Raw genomic sequence first — 13,651 nt, 5'->3', positions numbered from 1 at the left:
TTTATATCATCGTTAAAACTTCATGTAAAGAACATATAGTAGGAACATCACACTTGCGTTGAGAGTTATCTCGATTTAACCATATCCCTTGCATTCCAGCTACTGTACTACTAATTGCATCAGTCTCTAATCGATCACCAATATAATAGCAATCTTTCATTTCAAGATTCGATTGTAATACGGCTCTGTGAAAAATTTCAGGGTCTGGTTTTGATATACCAATTTCACTAGAAGTAAAAATATATTTGAAATATTGTAGAATGTTTAGAGCTGTTAATTTTTCGATTTGTTGTTCATAGTTACCATTACTAATGATACCTAATGAGTGGCCTCTTTGCTGCAAGGTTTTTAATGTATAGAGTACATCTTCAAACAGGGTCCAGTTGTTCTTATATAGTTCTATATATTGATTGAATCTGTGCTGAGATTCCCAGGGTGATAAGTTTACTCCGTATGTTTTAAATAAATGATACATTCGCATCCCTTGTTGTTCTTGAAAAGATAATTCCTTGGATAAAAACTTGTTGAAATATTTTTCTGATAATGCATTCCAGACTTTTGTGGCTTCTAATTCATTACCTGAAAAAAGGGTGTTATATGTTTGAAAGAAATCTATAATACCTTTACTTTCAGCGGTATCATAATCAAGTAAAGTTCCATCAATATCAAAGAAAATCATATTATAATCTCCCTGCTAACAACTATTTAGCGTTTTCCACAACCTCATACCCTCTCACAAACAAGAGCGTCATGTAAGAAACGATAAATGAGAAGATGCTGTACATGCCAACCCAAAAGAAAAATTTTGGAGTAAAGGCGATAACACCTATTATTAAAAAACTAGCAAACGTTACAACCGGCATTACGTAATACGTTTTCGTCTTACGTGTTCCAATAACAGAAACGATAAAGATAAGCAATGGACAAATTAATAAGACGAAAATCAATTCATTCATAGTTATGTCCCCTTTTCTAATTGAAGTAATCTGTTTCTCGTAAACGTTTTGAAATAAATACTCTCCTAATATAACTTCGCTGCCATATACATAATACCTTTTGAAAGCCGGTAATAGATGATGAATTTTACAATAAAAAACCGTAAGCAAGAGAATATTTGCTTACGGTTATAAAATAAACATCGCAACGATAGTGGTGACGATTAAGCCGATAACAACTGGTAAAAAGTTTCGACGTGCGAGTTCAAATGGATCTACTTTACATATAGCAGCGGCAGGAATAAGTGCCCAAGGAATTAACGTTCCTCCCCCGGTCCAGATTGCTGCAATTTGTCCGAGTGCTGTTAATGTAGCTGTTCCATGCCCAAGTGCTGTTCCGAAAAGGGTTGCAATCGAACCAGCAAGCGAAATACCGGAAAAGCCAGATCCGTCTAAACTAGTAATAACACCAACGATAGTTAATGTCCCTGCCGATACATATTGATTTAAAGGAACAGTTTGAGATAAGGCGATTCCTAAGTCGTTGATGATTCCATGTGAACCTTTCGGTAAATAATCTCCAATAATTTTCACAAATCCGCTATCTCCTAAATAAAAGAGTGCAGCAATTGGAATAACTGGTCCGAAAATTTTAAAGCCAAATTGGAGCCCTTCTATGAAATAATCGGTCGTTTTATTTAATCCATTTCCTTTGTAGGCGATGAGAGAAATAATGATAATCATAATAACAGTCGTTCCGCCGATAAGTGCAGTTGCATCGCTTCCTTGTAGTTTAAATTGAATCATACAAAGATATCAAAGATATATATGATAGGGATACATATAGCGAGCCATTTCTTTATGTGAGGGGATAATAAAATAGTAGTTTTAGATGGTTCAGTTGATGAAGAGGAATCTTGTAAGGATAGTCCTGTATGAAATTCTTTTCGTAAGAAGAAAAATGCGACGGAAGTTGTCACAATGCCTATAACAATTACGAGGGGAACACTGGCAGAAACAACGCTGGAAACAGGAAGACCAGCAGCGTCTGCAGTTAATTTCAGTGCACCTTGAATAACGAAGTCACCTGATAAAGATGGAACAAAATCACGCAACAAGCATTAGCGGACATTAGGAATCTGTTCTATAAAGAACCGGATTCCTTTTCTGTCTTTATTTGGGGTTCAGCCGAGATATGTGTAAAGATAGGTCATACCCTTACTTTTATTTCCAGTCGAATAGGAGGGAAGTATCAACCTCTACTACTACAACAAACCCAACACATCTAAAAAGATAAACACTGGTATCATCGTAATGACATATATAATAATTTTACAAATAAAAGGAATCTTAATACCTAACTTATTCGGAAGAAGCCATACCGACAATCCCAACAGCGTACGCCCTACAGCCAAATATAATTGCGGTAAAAGAACATTATCCATTCTTACCTCCATATACTCTTTACCAGACTCAAACAATACAGCATATAGGATCAATATAATGAAATAAAGAATAAACACTTTCACATAACTTTTCCATTTGTTTTTTCTCAACTTATAAAAACGCCTTTTATTTTCCATTCCCAGCGATGCCCTCAACAATTTCCCTTGCTGATTTTCTGTTTTTATTTATTTCGATTATCTCACTTAATCCTTTACGTACATCAGCAAAGCCTTGTTCGAATGTAGCTTGCAATCCAGTATGTACATTCTTTAAATCGTCCATCTTACTTTCTACCGAGGTTAATTTAATATCTAAATTAACCATTCTACCGTCCAACTTATCGACCTTCTTTTCCATTGATACTACCTTGTCATATATCTGTTCAATCAATTTCTTTTCATTTTCTGTCATCGCAGCAAGACCTCCCAAAAGTTTTTAGAAACCATCGCAAAATTATCTTTTATCAAAAATGTCTATTCATTATTAACAAATGGCAAGATACACCCTCTTAAAGTAAAGCCCCCGTTAGTTGAAAAAGAAATTACTCAATACTCAACTATATTTAGCCATTGACCATCGGGACCAATGGTTATATGAGGAACCTTATTTAATTGAAGCATTTTGTAAATGTCCAAATTCTTTTTGGTTAATTTACTTAATTGTTCCGATACATCGGTCTCGGAAAATATCAGATAATCCATTGTAGTTGACCGTAAATAAAATTCATAGATATATCGTTTTTGACTGTCTTTTAAATAACCCATATAACCCATTTCCCTTGGAAAAGTACGTGGTAACGGGAATTTGTTAACTTCAATAAAGTCATTTGAAAGTTCATTTAATAGGTCTTGTTCATATTCAGGAATAATCGCATAGATATAACACTCTTGCTTGTAAATGCTATTGATTATGCTAACAAACTCTTGTTCATCAATTTCTTCATCGAGTAATATTTCCTGTTTTTTCGAAATGTTTTTCAAAGACCAATCACCCCTTTTTTATGATTATACAATTAGACTGGAGATGTTTCCTTTTTCAAGTAACCTGCCCGTTAGTTTAATTATAGGGTACCCCCCTATCAAGTAAAAGTTAATTTCGTTAGAATCGTTCTCAGCAACACGCCTTGTGCCTGAAAAAGTTTTAAAAATGTGGTGTGTTTTTTTCATCTATCAGACCGACATATATATAGGTCGCCCACCCATAGTACGGTCTGTAGCTTCACTAGTTCGTTATGATCTTTGTTAGAGGATTATCTATATTGTTGGTAATAGCTCAGTAATGGCGTAAATGAAACTTTGAAAAATACCGCTAATAGCAAGAGGGATAGAACTTGTAGCGGTTAATGCTAATAAAAAGATAAAAACGATACAAATAATCGTCGTATCTTTCCGGAGAATAAAAAAGGTAATAATAGTGAGTAAACAAAGAATATAGAGAGCGTGCAACAGCGTTAATTCAACTCCCATAACATTCGCATCCTTTAGGCATTTGTGTAGTTTACTGTATGAAAGCAGTGAAAGTATGTGAGTGTAGAAAAATTTCATGTACTGTAATGGTAAGAATAAAAAATGGATGTTACAATACAATTAATCCTAAAAATGGAATTTAAGGAGGGGCTATGCACAAAAAAATTGGATTTTGGGGATTCATCATATCTTGCAGTCTATTAATCATTTTAAGTCAATTTACAAACAATGAATGGGTAAGTATCATACCTGTTTTCGGGTTTGTTTTTGTACTGTTATATAACTGGGATGATATGAAACAATATAGCAAGAAAAGTATCGGAATTATGATAGGTATCACTGTTGTTTGCTCATTTTTCGTAGGGTTTATTTTAATAGAAGGGCAGAAACAAATGGAGAAAATGTCTATTTTTCAAGAATGGATGTCTTCTGCAAAAGGTCTTTATATTGTACTTGTAGTTGTTATTTTTCTAAGAATTGTTATAAGCATAGCAAGTTACATATTAAAGGCGAAGTAGAATGGGGGAGTACGAATGAGAGAGAAAATAGGGTATTATGGTGTGCTCGTTTGTTTACTATTATCAGTTATTTCAGGGCAATTTCTTAAAAGTGAATGGGTACCAGTTATATTATGTATAGGAGTATTGATTTTTGCTCCTATGTATCGCTGGGATGAATGGAAAGCATATAGTCGAAAAAAGAAAATTGTTTTCAGTATCGAGTTTGTTATTATAATTAGCGCGATTCCGTTTTTGTTATTGAAAGGAAATGAGATAATAGATGGAATTGTAATGTTTCAAGGGTGGTTATTTATTGCAAAATTGCTATATTTAATATGCATTTTAATTTCGGTAGCGGTAGTCGCTAAAAAAGTAAACGAAAAGTTATTCGTTAATGAATAAAAGAAAATGCCACCTTATTCGGTGGCATTTTCTTACTTTACTGAATGATCTTTTTGCATCTTTTTAATTAAACGAATTTGTCCGCGATGGTTGATCTCATCTTCAAATACGTGAAACCACTTAAAGTAGTTATTTGCTGGTTTGTCATGCCAAAAGTCTGTCGTTTTAAATAGCCACTCGTCAGGTAACGATTGAAAAGTTTCAATCGTTTTGGAACGTACTTCTTGTAATGTATTGATGTAAAATTCAATGGAGTTTCCTTTTATTTTCTCACGTCCAAGATTCCCTAACTCAACAGCAGGTAACCAACGTTCTAATTCAGCATCTGTCGGTTCACGATCTTCAAAGGTATGAATTTGGTAGTAAAATTCAATAGCGGCCATATGGTACAATAACATGCCAATTGAATTTGCTTCATCATCATATAAATAATCAAGTTCTTCAATTGTTAAACCTTCCACCGCTTGCATCGTTGTGTAACGAGCGTAATTCATCATGGAAACAAGTTTTGAAAATTCAACTTGTAAACCATCAATTTTATCAATTACAAAATTCAATTAAAATTCCCCCTCTTTAAACGATGACTCCAGAGAAAGAATTCTATGTGTAGAGAAAAACTCCTTTTAAAAAAGGCCATGCTTTTAACAAGGAATAACAATTAGTTCTCTATTTGACTTTGTAATAACTTCATATCCGTCTTTTGTAATGACGATATCATCTTCAATTCTACAACCGCCCCAGTTCGGTATGTAAATACCCGGCTCAACCGTAACAACCATACCTTCTTCTAAAGTAGCCTTACTTTCTTGGGATAGGCGAAGAGGTTCATGTATTTCTAAACCAAGACCATGCCCGGTAGAGTGGCCGAAATATTGACCGTATCCATGCTCTGTAATGTAATCTCTTGTTATATCATCGATACTTTTCGCAGTTTCTCCAGGTTTAATTGCTTCAGTTCCACGTTTTAATGCTTCAAGTACAACATTGTATATCTTTTTGAATTCTTCTGATGGTTCCCCGATTGCTACAGTGCGTGTTATATCGGAACAATATCCGTCGTAAAGTGCACCGAAGTCTAATGTAACGATATCGCCTCGTTCGATTATTTTATTTGATGCAACTCCATGAGGAAGTGAAGAACGAATGCCAGAAGCTACAATAATTTGAAATGATGAGGAGGTAGCTCCTTTTTTTCGCATGAAAAATTCTAACTCATCTCGAACATCATTTTCACTTATTCCCGGTTTTAGAAACGTAATGATGTGGTGAAATGCTTCATCAGCGATATTAGCAGCGATTTTCATTGTTTCTATTTCAGGCGTGTCTTTAATAATACGAATATTTTCGATGATTTCGCACACTTGAATCATTTCCGCATGTACATATTTTTGTAAGTTTTTATATTGTTGCAATGTCATGTTGTTTTCTTCAATTCCGAGTTTTTGAATGTTTAATCTCGATACTTGATTTGCAACTTCTTCTTCCAAATTCCCTTTATGCATAATGATTTCCGCGTCTTTTATTTGTGATTTCGCTTGATCTACATAGCGAAAATCAGTTATGAAAACCGCTTGATCTGCAGAGATTAAGACGACGCCAGCGCTACCTGTAAAGCCTGTTGCATATTGGCGATTTTCTTTTTTTGTAATAAGTAATCCGTCAATTTCATAGTTTTGTAGTTGATTTTGGATTTTATTAATTTTTAAAGTCATGTTAATTCCCCCTATTCACAGTATTGAATAAAGCAAATAGCGTGCCAAAATGTATATTTGAAGAAAAGATAGTAGGAACTACATATGTTTTAGGGGAGATAAAAAATTAGCCCGCTATTTGTGGGAGGCGGTTTGTTCATAAAATCAAGATTACTTCAATAATCAGTGGGGGGATGAAAAAATATTGATTGGAGGTGCACTTTATATACATACTGTCAAAAAATTTATACAGATGTGAAATGACACTGTCAATTTTTTTGACAATATTGAAGGGAAGAAAGATGTTATGAATTAGTGAATGGATATATGAACGGAATTGAAACCATATAAAAAATGCGTCGCTTGCAAGCGACGCATTTTTTTATATTTATGCTTTTAATTTCATTACAGTATCAGCATCCGGTGTTACATATACAGTTTGCTGATTGTCATATGTAACAAAGCCAAGTTTTGCACCACTCGGTTTTTTTACATGACGTATTTTCGTGAAATCAACGGGTACAGAGCTAGACTCTTTTGCTTTACTGTAATAAGCGGCGATTTTTGCAGCCTCTAGTACAGTTTCTTCAGCCGGTTCCAAAGAACGAATGACAACGTGAGAGCCAGGTATGTCTTTCGTATGTAACCAAATTTCATCACGACGGGCAAATTTCGTTGTTAAATAATCATTTTGTTTATTGTTTTTGCCGACGAAAATTTCTGTTCCATCACTAGCTAAATATTTGTCCAATACCGGTTTAGTTGGTTTCTTCTTAGCATTTTTTGCTTTGCGATTGCGCATATAACCTTCTTCGGCTAATTCCTCGCGAATTTCTTCGATGTCTTTTGAAGAAGCAGCTTCCATTTGTTGAAGTAAGCTATCAAAATAAAGAATTTCTTCATTTGTTTTTTCGATTTGTTCTTCTACAACAACAACTGAATTTTTTGCTTTTTGATATTTTTGGAAATAGCGTTGTGCATTGTCGGATGGTGTTTTTAAAGGATCTAATGTGATTTTTACAGTCCCACCATTTTCGTCGTAATAGTTAACGACTTCAATATCTTTGTCACCTTTTTTCAAAGCATACATATTGGCTGTAAGTAGCTCTCCGAAAAGTTGGTATTTATCTGCTTTCCCGGCATCTTGTAATGTTTTTTCTAGTTTAATGAGTTTTTTCTCGTTTTTATTTTTTTCGTTTTGCATAAAGCGCTCTAAATCATGCGCCTGTTGTTTTACACGATCACGCTCTGCTTTACCGAAGAAGAAGCGATCTAACAATTCGCTTACTGATGAGAATGTTTTTTCTTTTCCTTGCAAGTGCGTAAGAGGGAAAAGATAAAAGAATTCTTTCCCGTTTGCAGTACTCATTGTTGGTGAATATGTATGAGTTAGTAATGGCTTCTGTATGGAGAAAAATGCTTCAGATAATGCTTTTTCATTTACCATACTTGCTTTTTTCACTACTTCTTTTGCGAATAACGGTGATATTCCCGTAAAGGTGCCGACAAGCTGTTTATCCATGTTTCCAGATAGAAAGTCTAGCGGTCTAATAAATTCATCATCTGTTTCAATCTGAAGCGGGTTAATTTTATGTTGTGCTGGTGGTGCAATATATTCAGCTCCAGCGTATACAGTTCGATGTCGGTTTACTGCTAAAGAAACGTGTTTTAAGCTATCTAAAATATTGTTTGTTTTTGTGTCTACTAAAATGATGTTACTATGTCGTCCCATGATTTCAATTACTAATGTCTTTAGCGATTCATCACCAATTTCATTTCTGCTGCGGACTGTAATTTGAATAATGCGCTCTAAATCAATTTGTTCAATCTTTTCAATGAAACCACCTTCTAAATGCTTGCGGAGAAGCATACAAAACATTGGTGGAAGTGCAGGTGAATCGTAATTTTGGTTTGTTAAGTGTAAACGTGCATATGTCGGATGAGCGGAAAGAATCAGTTTTTGATTCTTTCCGTTTGCGCGAATATGTAATAAAATCTCGTATTTTGAAGGTTGATATATTTTGGAAATTCTTCCCGTGTAAAGAGAATTTGCAATTTCATGTGTAATCGCTCTTGTAAATAATCCATCGAATGCCATAAATGAACACTCCTTTCTAACTAAAAGTTAATTATAGCATTTTTTTGGACGAGGCTGAATAAGCTTTCATTAGAGTATGTCTGGAATCAGGAGGTCGATGGCAAGATGAATTGGTATGAAATGCGAGCACATGAAGTGGAGGAAAGAACGAATACGAATGTGGAGGTAGGTCTTACAGAGCAAGAAGCAGAGGGGCGATTAAGGAAATTTGGTACAAATGAATTGCAAGAAGCAAAGCGGCCTTCTGCACTTATGGTGTTTTTAGCGCAATTTAAAGATTTTATGGTACTTGTTTTATTTGGTGCAACAATTATTTCAGCTTTTTTAGGAGAATATATCGATTCAATTGCAATTGTTGCAATCGTTATTATCAATGGTATCCTCGGTTTCTTTCAAGAAAGGAAAGCTGAAAAATCGTTGGAAGCTTTAAAAGAGTTGGCAGCTCCTCAAGTTACGGTACTAAGAAATGGAAAGTGGATAAAAGCACCGTCTAAAGCGCTTGTCTTAGGTGATATTATCAAGTTTTCTAGTGGTGATCGTATTGGCGCGGATGTTCGTCTTGTGGAATCTTCGAGTTTATATATCGAAGAGTCTGCTCTTACAGGGGAATCAGTACCGGTACAAAAGAAGGTAGAAGCATTACAAGGCCAAGATGTTTCAATTGGTGATCAAAAAAACATGGCATTTATGGGGACGATGATAACGAGAGGTGCTGGAACAGGGGTAGTCATAGCGACAGGAATGAATACAGCTATGGGCCAAATTGCGAATATGTTGCAAAATGCTGAGCAAATGGAAACACCATTACAAAGAAGGTTAGAACAGCTAGGGAAAATTTTAATTATTGTCGCTCTTATTTTGACAGCTCTTGTAGTATTAGCTGGTGTATATCAGGGGAATGAAGTGTATCACATGTTTTTGGCTGGGGTTTCGCTCGCAGTTGCGGCTATTCCGGAAGGATTACCAGCTATCGTTACAGTTGCGCTATCACTTGGTGTACAGCGTATGATTAAAAAGAGAGCAATTGTGCGAAAGTTGCCAGCTGTAGAAACGTTAGGGTGTGCTTCTGTTATTTGCTCAGATAAAACAGGAACAATGACACAAAACAAAATGATGGTAACACATATGTGGTCAGGCGGAGAATTGTGGAAAGTAACAGGTCAAGGCTATGAGCCAACGGGTTCGTTTATGAAAGGTGAAGAAGTAATTGACCCTACTAAGACGAAATCACTGTATCAACTACTCACATTTGGCTGTTTATGTAATAATGCGAATGTTATTCAAAAGAAAAAGACGTATGTGTTAGATGGAGATCCAACAGAGGGAGCTCTCGTAGCTGCTGCAATGAAGGCGGGAATATCACGTGAAGCTCTTAAAGGAAAGTTTGAAGTGATTCGTGAATTTCCTTTTGATTCAACTAGAAAAATGATGAGCGTTATCGTTCGTGATCGTGAAGGGAAAAAATTTGTTATTACAAAAGGAGCGCCAGATGTTCTATTGCAAATGAGCCAAACGATTTTATGGGGGAATAAACAGCAGCCTTTAAGTGAAATGTATCGAAAAGAAGTGCAGGCAGCGATTCATAGTTTAGGAAGTCAAGCTTTACGAACGATTGCGGTGGCATTTAAACCGTTAAAAGCTACAGATTCAATTGAGCATGAAAGAGAAGTAGAGCAGGATTTTATGCTTGTTGGAATACAAGGAATGATAGATCCGCCAAGACCAGAAGTGGCGCAGGCGGTGAAGGAGTGTAAGGAAGCTGGTATTAGAACGGTAATGATTACAGGAGATCATAAGGTGACAGCAATGGCAATTGCGGAACAGTTAGGGGTTTTACCAGCGGGTGGGCGCGTTGTTGAAGGTGTAGAACTTGCGAATATGGATGTAGAGGCATTAGAAGATATTGTAGAAGATACGTATGTATTCGCTCGAGTGTCTCCTGAGCATAAATTGAAAATCGTTAAGGCGCTGCAAAATAAGGGGCATATAGTAGCTATGACAGGTGATGGAGTGAACGATGCTCCAGCTATTAAAACAGCTGATATAGGGATTGCGATGGGAATTACAGGAACAGATGTTGCAAAAGAAGCTTCTTCACTTGTTTTGTTAGATGATAACTTTGCTACGATTAAATCGGCGATTAAAGAAGGTAGAAACATATATGAAAATATTCGGAAGTTTGTTCGATATTTACTAGCATCTAACGTTGGTGAAATTTTAGTTATGTTATTTGCGATGTTACTTGCACTGCCATTGCCGATGGTTCCAATTCAAATTTTATGGGTGAACTTAGTTACTGACGGTTTACCAGCGATGGCATTAGGTTTGGATAAGGCTGAAGGAGATGTCATGAAGAGAACACCACGCCATCCGAAAGAAGGGGTGTTCGCTAGAGGGCTTGCCTGGAAAATTATAAGTCGTGGTTTTCTAATCGGAGCAGTGACATTAGTAGCGTTTATTATTGCATTTAACCAGCATCCAAATGAATTAAAGTATGCACAAACGGTAGCCTTCGCAACATTAGTACTTGCTCAGCTTATTCATGTATTTGATTGTCGTAGTGAACATTCTATATTTCATCGTAACCCGTTTGGAAATATATATTTGGTAGGGGCGGTTATTATTTCTTTACTGTTAATGCTTGTAGTTATATATTATCCACCATTACAGCCGATTTTTAGCACAATGCCGATACAAGCACGAGATTGGTTGTTAATTGGAGGATTATCATCTATTCCGACTTTTTTATTAGTAGGATCTTTATTAACAAGAAAAAAGGATCAAAAGAAAAAGCCACTGTTATATAAGAAGGGATTAAACTTGAAATAGTCAATGATATGAAAATATGATATAATTTACAGAAGGTAGTAGAGCCTTGTCTCTATTACCTTTTTCATTGAGTTATTTCATGGCTTGGATGTGATAAAGATGATTTGTAGTATGACAGGATTTGGAAGGTCGAAAGTAGAAAATGATACTTTTCAAATAACAGTAGAAATGAAGTCGGTGAACCATCGCTTTTTAGAAATGAGTATTCGACTTCCGAAGCAAATGATGGTGTTTGAAGACAAAATTCGTAAAATAATTGCAGGACAAGTTCGCCGTGGACGTATTGAAGTGTCTATTAGTATAACAGGTGAAGGGCTTGTTGAAAGAAAATTAAGTGTGAATTGGGAGCTTCTCAAGCAGTACCAATCCATTATGGAAGATATAAAAGGGAAATTTCAATTACAAGATTCTATTACACTCGGGCAACTAATGGGAATGCCAGAAGTAACGGCAATTGAAGAAATAGAAAATGTAAATGAACAATTTGAAAACAGTTTATATGAGGCTGTTCGCCAAGCTGCTCATATGTTAAAAACGATGAGAGATGGCGAAGGAGAACGATTACATAAAGATATAGCGTATCGTTTGCAAGAGATTCACAATTGTGTAAATGCAATTATTCCACATGCACCAATTGTTACACAAAAGTATCGTGAACGATTAGAAAATCGCTTAAAAGAATTACATAATCAAGATTTAGATGAACAAAGATTGCTAACAGAAGTCGCAATGTTTGCAGAGCGTTGTGATATTCACGAGGAGTTAGTTCGTTTACAAAGTCATTTAGATCAATTTCGTGAAACACTGCAGATTGAAGAGCCTGTTGGAAGGAAAATGGACTTCATCGTGCAAGAGATGCATAGAGAAATTAATACGATTGGTTCTAAGGCAAATGACTTAACAATTTCAAAATATGTTGTAGAAATGAAAAATAACCTTGAAAAAATTCGTGAACAAGTACAAAATATTGAGTAGCTTTCAAAAAATATATAAAGTTATACGTGGTGGAGAAATCGGATAGACTTACTAGGAGGCGCAAACTATGGCCATGCGGTTTTTAAATATTGGATACGGAAATATTGTATCTGCTCATCGAATTATTGCTATTGTAAGTCCGGAGTCAGCTCCTATTAAACGAACAGTACAGGAAGCACGTGAACATAATGCTTTGCTTGATGCTACGTATGGGAGAAAAACAAGGGCGGTTATTGTAATGGATGATGGGCATGTAGTATTAAGTCCAATTCAGCCAGAGACGATTGCACATCGTTTGAATAATAAAGAAGATTTAAGTGAGGAAGGGTAGGTTTTACATATTTATGAGAAGTAGAAGAGGATTGCTCATCGTTCTTTCAGGACCTTCTGGGGTTGGGAAAGGAACGGTTCGAAAAGAGCTGTTTAGCCATGAGGATACACGTTTTCAGTACTCTATTTCAGTAACGACGCGTAAACCGCGTGAAGGTGAAGTAGATGGTGTGGATTATTTCTTTAAAGAGAGAGAAGAATTTGAAGAAATGATTCGTAATGAAAAGTTACTTGAATGGGCTGAGTTTGTTGGTAATTATTACGGAACACCAATTGATTATGTTGAAAAAACATTACAAGAAGGAAAAGACGTGTTCCTAGAAATTGAAGTACAAGGAGCAATTCAAGTTAAGAAAGCCTTCCCTGAAGGTGTATTTATTTTCTTAGCACCTCCAAGTTTATCTGAACTAAAGAACCGAATTGTCGGTCGTGGTACAGAAACTGAAGATGTTATTGAAAATCGTTTAACTGTAGCGAAAGAAGAAATCGAAATGATGGACGCTTATGACTATGTTGTAGAAAACGATCAAGTTGAATTAGCTTGCGACAGAATTAAAGCAATTGTGGTTGGCGAACATTGCCGCCGCGAAAGAGTAGCAAAATATTATAAAGAAATGACGGAGGGTCTATAATTATGTTAAATCCATCAATTGATTCATTATTAACAAAAATCGATTCTAAATATACGCTTGTAACAGTAGCTGCAAAGCGTGCGCGCGAAATGCAACTTGCGAACAATTGTGTTATTGAAAAGCCTGTTTCTCATAAATGTGTAGGTAAATCATTAGAAGAAATCGATGCAGAAGTATTAAAATATGTACCAAGCGAAGACAAAATCATCGATTAAGACATTCTTTTCGACAAATTAAAACATAGACTTTATAATTTTCTATGTAACGGTAACAACCTATTTACAAGTAGGTTGTTATTTTTTTACGATAGGGAAGAAATAATCGTAAAAAGGTGGAACAACATATTG

14 protein-coding genes and 2 pseudogenes are annotated in these 13,651 nt (G+C 35.6%); 7 read left to right on the top strand and 9 right to left on the bottom strand.

All coding sequences use genetic code 11. From position 1 onward, the window contains the following. Window position 1: 1 nt before the first annotated feature. The 6 genes and pseudogenes from BAU27_RS17200 to BAU27_RS17170 all read right to left on the bottom strand — a co-directional run. Window positions 2-679, bottom strand: coding sequence for an HAD family hydrolase (locus BAU27_RS17200; protein ID WP_071771514.1), 678 nt, complete (start codon window positions 677-679; stop codon window positions 2-4). A gap of 22 nt (window positions 680-701) precedes the next feature. Next, entirely contained in the window at window positions 702-956 is a 255-nt protein-coding gene (locus tag BAU27_RS17195; RefSeq protein ID WP_071771513.1) for a YbeF family protein, read from the bottom strand. 168 nt (window positions 957-1,124) lie between these two features. Next, window positions 1,125-2,032, bottom strand: a pseudogene (locus BAU27_RS17190) (hypothetical protein); the annotation flags it as partial. A 475-nt stretch (window positions 2,033-2,507) separates the two neighbouring features. Next, window positions 2,508-2,792 (bottom strand): chromosome segregation protein SMC, encoded by a 285-nt coding sequence (locus BAU27_RS17180; protein WP_071746820.1) that lies wholly within the window; start codon window positions 2,790-2,792, stop codon window positions 2,508-2,510. 134 nt (window positions 2,793-2,926) lie between these two features. Further along, window positions 2,927-3,361, bottom strand: a complete 435-nt coding sequence (locus BAU27_RS17175; RefSeq protein WP_071746819.1) for a hypothetical protein — start codon at window positions 3,359-3,361, stop codon at window positions 2,927-2,929. Window positions 3,362-3,637: 276 nt separating this feature from the next. Continuing rightward, window positions 3,638-3,847 (bottom strand): annotated as a pseudogene (locus tag BAU27_RS17170) (hypothetical protein); the annotation flags it as partial. Window positions 3,848-3,999: 152 nt separating this feature from the next. On the opposite strand from BAU27_RS17170, the gene BAU27_RS17165 reads away from it, so the two are divergent. Further along, on the top strand, window positions 4,000-4,365 hold the full coding sequence (locus tag BAU27_RS17165) for a YoqO family protein (RefSeq protein ID WP_071746818.1): 366 nt from the start codon (window positions 4,000-4,002) through the stop codon (window positions 4,363-4,365). Between the two features lie 15 nt (window positions 4,366-4,380). Beyond that, window positions 4,381-4,749, top strand: a complete 369-nt coding sequence (locus tag BAU27_RS17160) for a YoqO family protein (protein ID WP_071771511.1) — start codon at window positions 4,381-4,383, stop codon at window positions 4,747-4,749. A 32-nt stretch (window positions 4,750-4,781) separates the two neighbouring features. Here the strand turns inward: BAU27_RS17160 and BAU27_RS17155 are convergent, their stop codons facing one another. From BAU27_RS17155 to BAU27_RS17145, 3 genes are all read right to left on the bottom strand, one after another. Next, window positions 4,782-5,306 (bottom strand): DinB family protein, encoded by a 525-nt coding sequence (locus tag BAU27_RS17155; protein ID WP_071771510.1) that lies wholly within the window; start codon window positions 5,304-5,306, stop codon window positions 4,782-4,784. A gap of 84 nt (window positions 5,307-5,390) precedes the next feature. Further along, window positions 5,391-6,461, bottom strand: coding sequence for a M24 family metallopeptidase (locus tag BAU27_RS17150; protein ID WP_071746815.1), 1,071 nt, complete (start codon window positions 6,459-6,461; stop codon window positions 5,391-5,393). Window positions 6,462-6,828: 367 nt separating this feature from the next. Next, entirely contained in the window at window positions 6,829-8,538 is a 1,710-nt protein-coding gene (locus BAU27_RS17145) for an Rqc2 family fibronectin-binding protein (RefSeq protein WP_071746814.1), read from the bottom strand. A gap of 105 nt (window positions 8,539-8,643) precedes the next feature. Between BAU27_RS17145 and BAU27_RS17140 the strand changes: the two genes are divergently transcribed. The 5 genes from BAU27_RS17140 (at window position 8,644) to rpoZ (ending at window position 13,519) form a co-directional block, all read left to right on the top strand. Beyond that, the gene (locus BAU27_RS17140) at window positions 8,644-11,367 is read left to right on the top strand and encodes a calcium-translocating P-type ATPase, SERCA-type (protein ID WP_071746813.1); all 2,724 of its coding nucleotides are present in this window, start codon (window positions 8,644-8,646) and stop codon (window positions 11,365-11,367) included. A gap of 99 nt (window positions 11,368-11,466) precedes the next feature. After that, a complete protein-coding gene (locus tag BAU27_RS17135) occupies window positions 11,467-12,342 on the top strand; it encodes a YicC/YloC family endoribonuclease (RefSeq protein WP_071746812.1) in 876 nt (291 codons plus the stop codon). 67 nt (window positions 12,343-12,409) lie between these two features. Then, window positions 12,410-12,673 (top strand): extracellular matrix/biofilm regulator RemA, encoded by a 264-nt coding sequence (remA, locus tag BAU27_RS17130; RefSeq protein WP_001251456.1) that lies wholly within the window; start codon window positions 12,410-12,412, stop codon window positions 12,671-12,673. Window positions 12,674-12,686: 13 nt separating this feature from the next. After that, window positions 12,687-13,304, top strand: coding sequence for a guanylate kinase (gmk, locus tag BAU27_RS17125; RefSeq protein ID WP_001257739.1), 618 nt, complete (start codon window positions 12,687-12,689; stop codon window positions 13,302-13,304). Between the two features lie 2 nt (window positions 13,305-13,306). Continuing rightward, window positions 13,307-13,519, top strand: coding sequence for a DNA-directed RNA polymerase subunit omega (rpoZ, locus tag BAU27_RS17120; RefSeq protein WP_071746811.1), 213 nt, complete (start codon window positions 13,307-13,309; stop codon window positions 13,517-13,519). Window positions 13,520-13,651 lie beyond the last annotated feature (132 nt).

Origin of the sequence: Bacillus sp. NH11B (assembly GCF_001884205.1) — a bacterium.
Taxonomy (GTDB): domain Bacteria; phylum Bacillota; class Bacilli; order Bacillales; family Bacillaceae_G; genus Bacillus_A; species Bacillus_A proteolyticus.
The sequence above is the reverse complement of the archived record's forward strand: the minus strand, read 5'-3'. Positions and strand labels throughout refer to the sequence as shown.

Bases quoted from the DNA above. Each gene is read 5' to 3' on its own strand.
- BAU27_RS17200 (WP_071771514.1), bottom strand. From the start codon at position 679: ATGATTTTCTTTGATATTGATGGAACTTTACTTGATTATGATACCGCT.
- BAU27_RS17195 (WP_071771513.1), bottom strand. From the start codon at position 956: ATGAATGAATTGATTTTCGTCTTATTAATTTGTCCATTGCTTATCTTT.
- BAU27_RS17180 (WP_071746820.1), bottom strand. From the start codon at position 2,792: ATGACAGAAAATGAAAAGAAATTGATTGAACAGATATATGACAAGGTA.
- BAU27_RS17165 (WP_071746818.1), top strand. From the start codon at position 4,000: ATGCACAAAAAAATTGGATTTTGGGGATTCATCATATCTTGCAGTCTA.
- BAU27_RS17160 (WP_071771511.1), top strand. From the start codon at position 4,381: ATGAGAGAGAAAATAGGGTATTATGGTGTGCTCGTTTGTTTACTATTA.
- BAU27_RS17150 (WP_071746815.1), bottom strand. From the start codon at position 6,461: ATGACTTTAAAAATTAATAAAATCCAAAATCAACTACAAAACTATGAA.
- BAU27_RS17145 (WP_071746814.1), bottom strand. From the start codon at position 8,538: ATGGCATTCGATGGATTATTTACAAGAGCGATTACACATGAAATTGCA.
- BAU27_RS17140 (WP_071746813.1), top strand. From the start codon at position 8,644: ATGAATTGGTATGAAATGCGAGCACATGAAGTGGAGGAAAGAACGAAT.
- BAU27_RS17135 (WP_071746812.1), top strand. From the start codon at position 11,467: ATGATTTGTAGTATGACAGGATTTGGAAGGTCGAAAGTAGAAAATGAT.
- remA (WP_001251456.1), top strand. From the start codon at position 12,410: ATGGCCATGCGGTTTTTAAATATTGGATACGGAAATATTGTATCTGCT.
- gmk (WP_001257739.1), top strand. From the start codon at position 12,687: ATGAGAAGTAGAAGAGGATTGCTCATCGTTCTTTCAGGACCTTCTGGG.
- rpoZ (WP_071746811.1), top strand. From the start codon at position 13,307: ATGTTAAATCCATCAATTGATTCATTATTAACAAAAATCGATTCTAAA.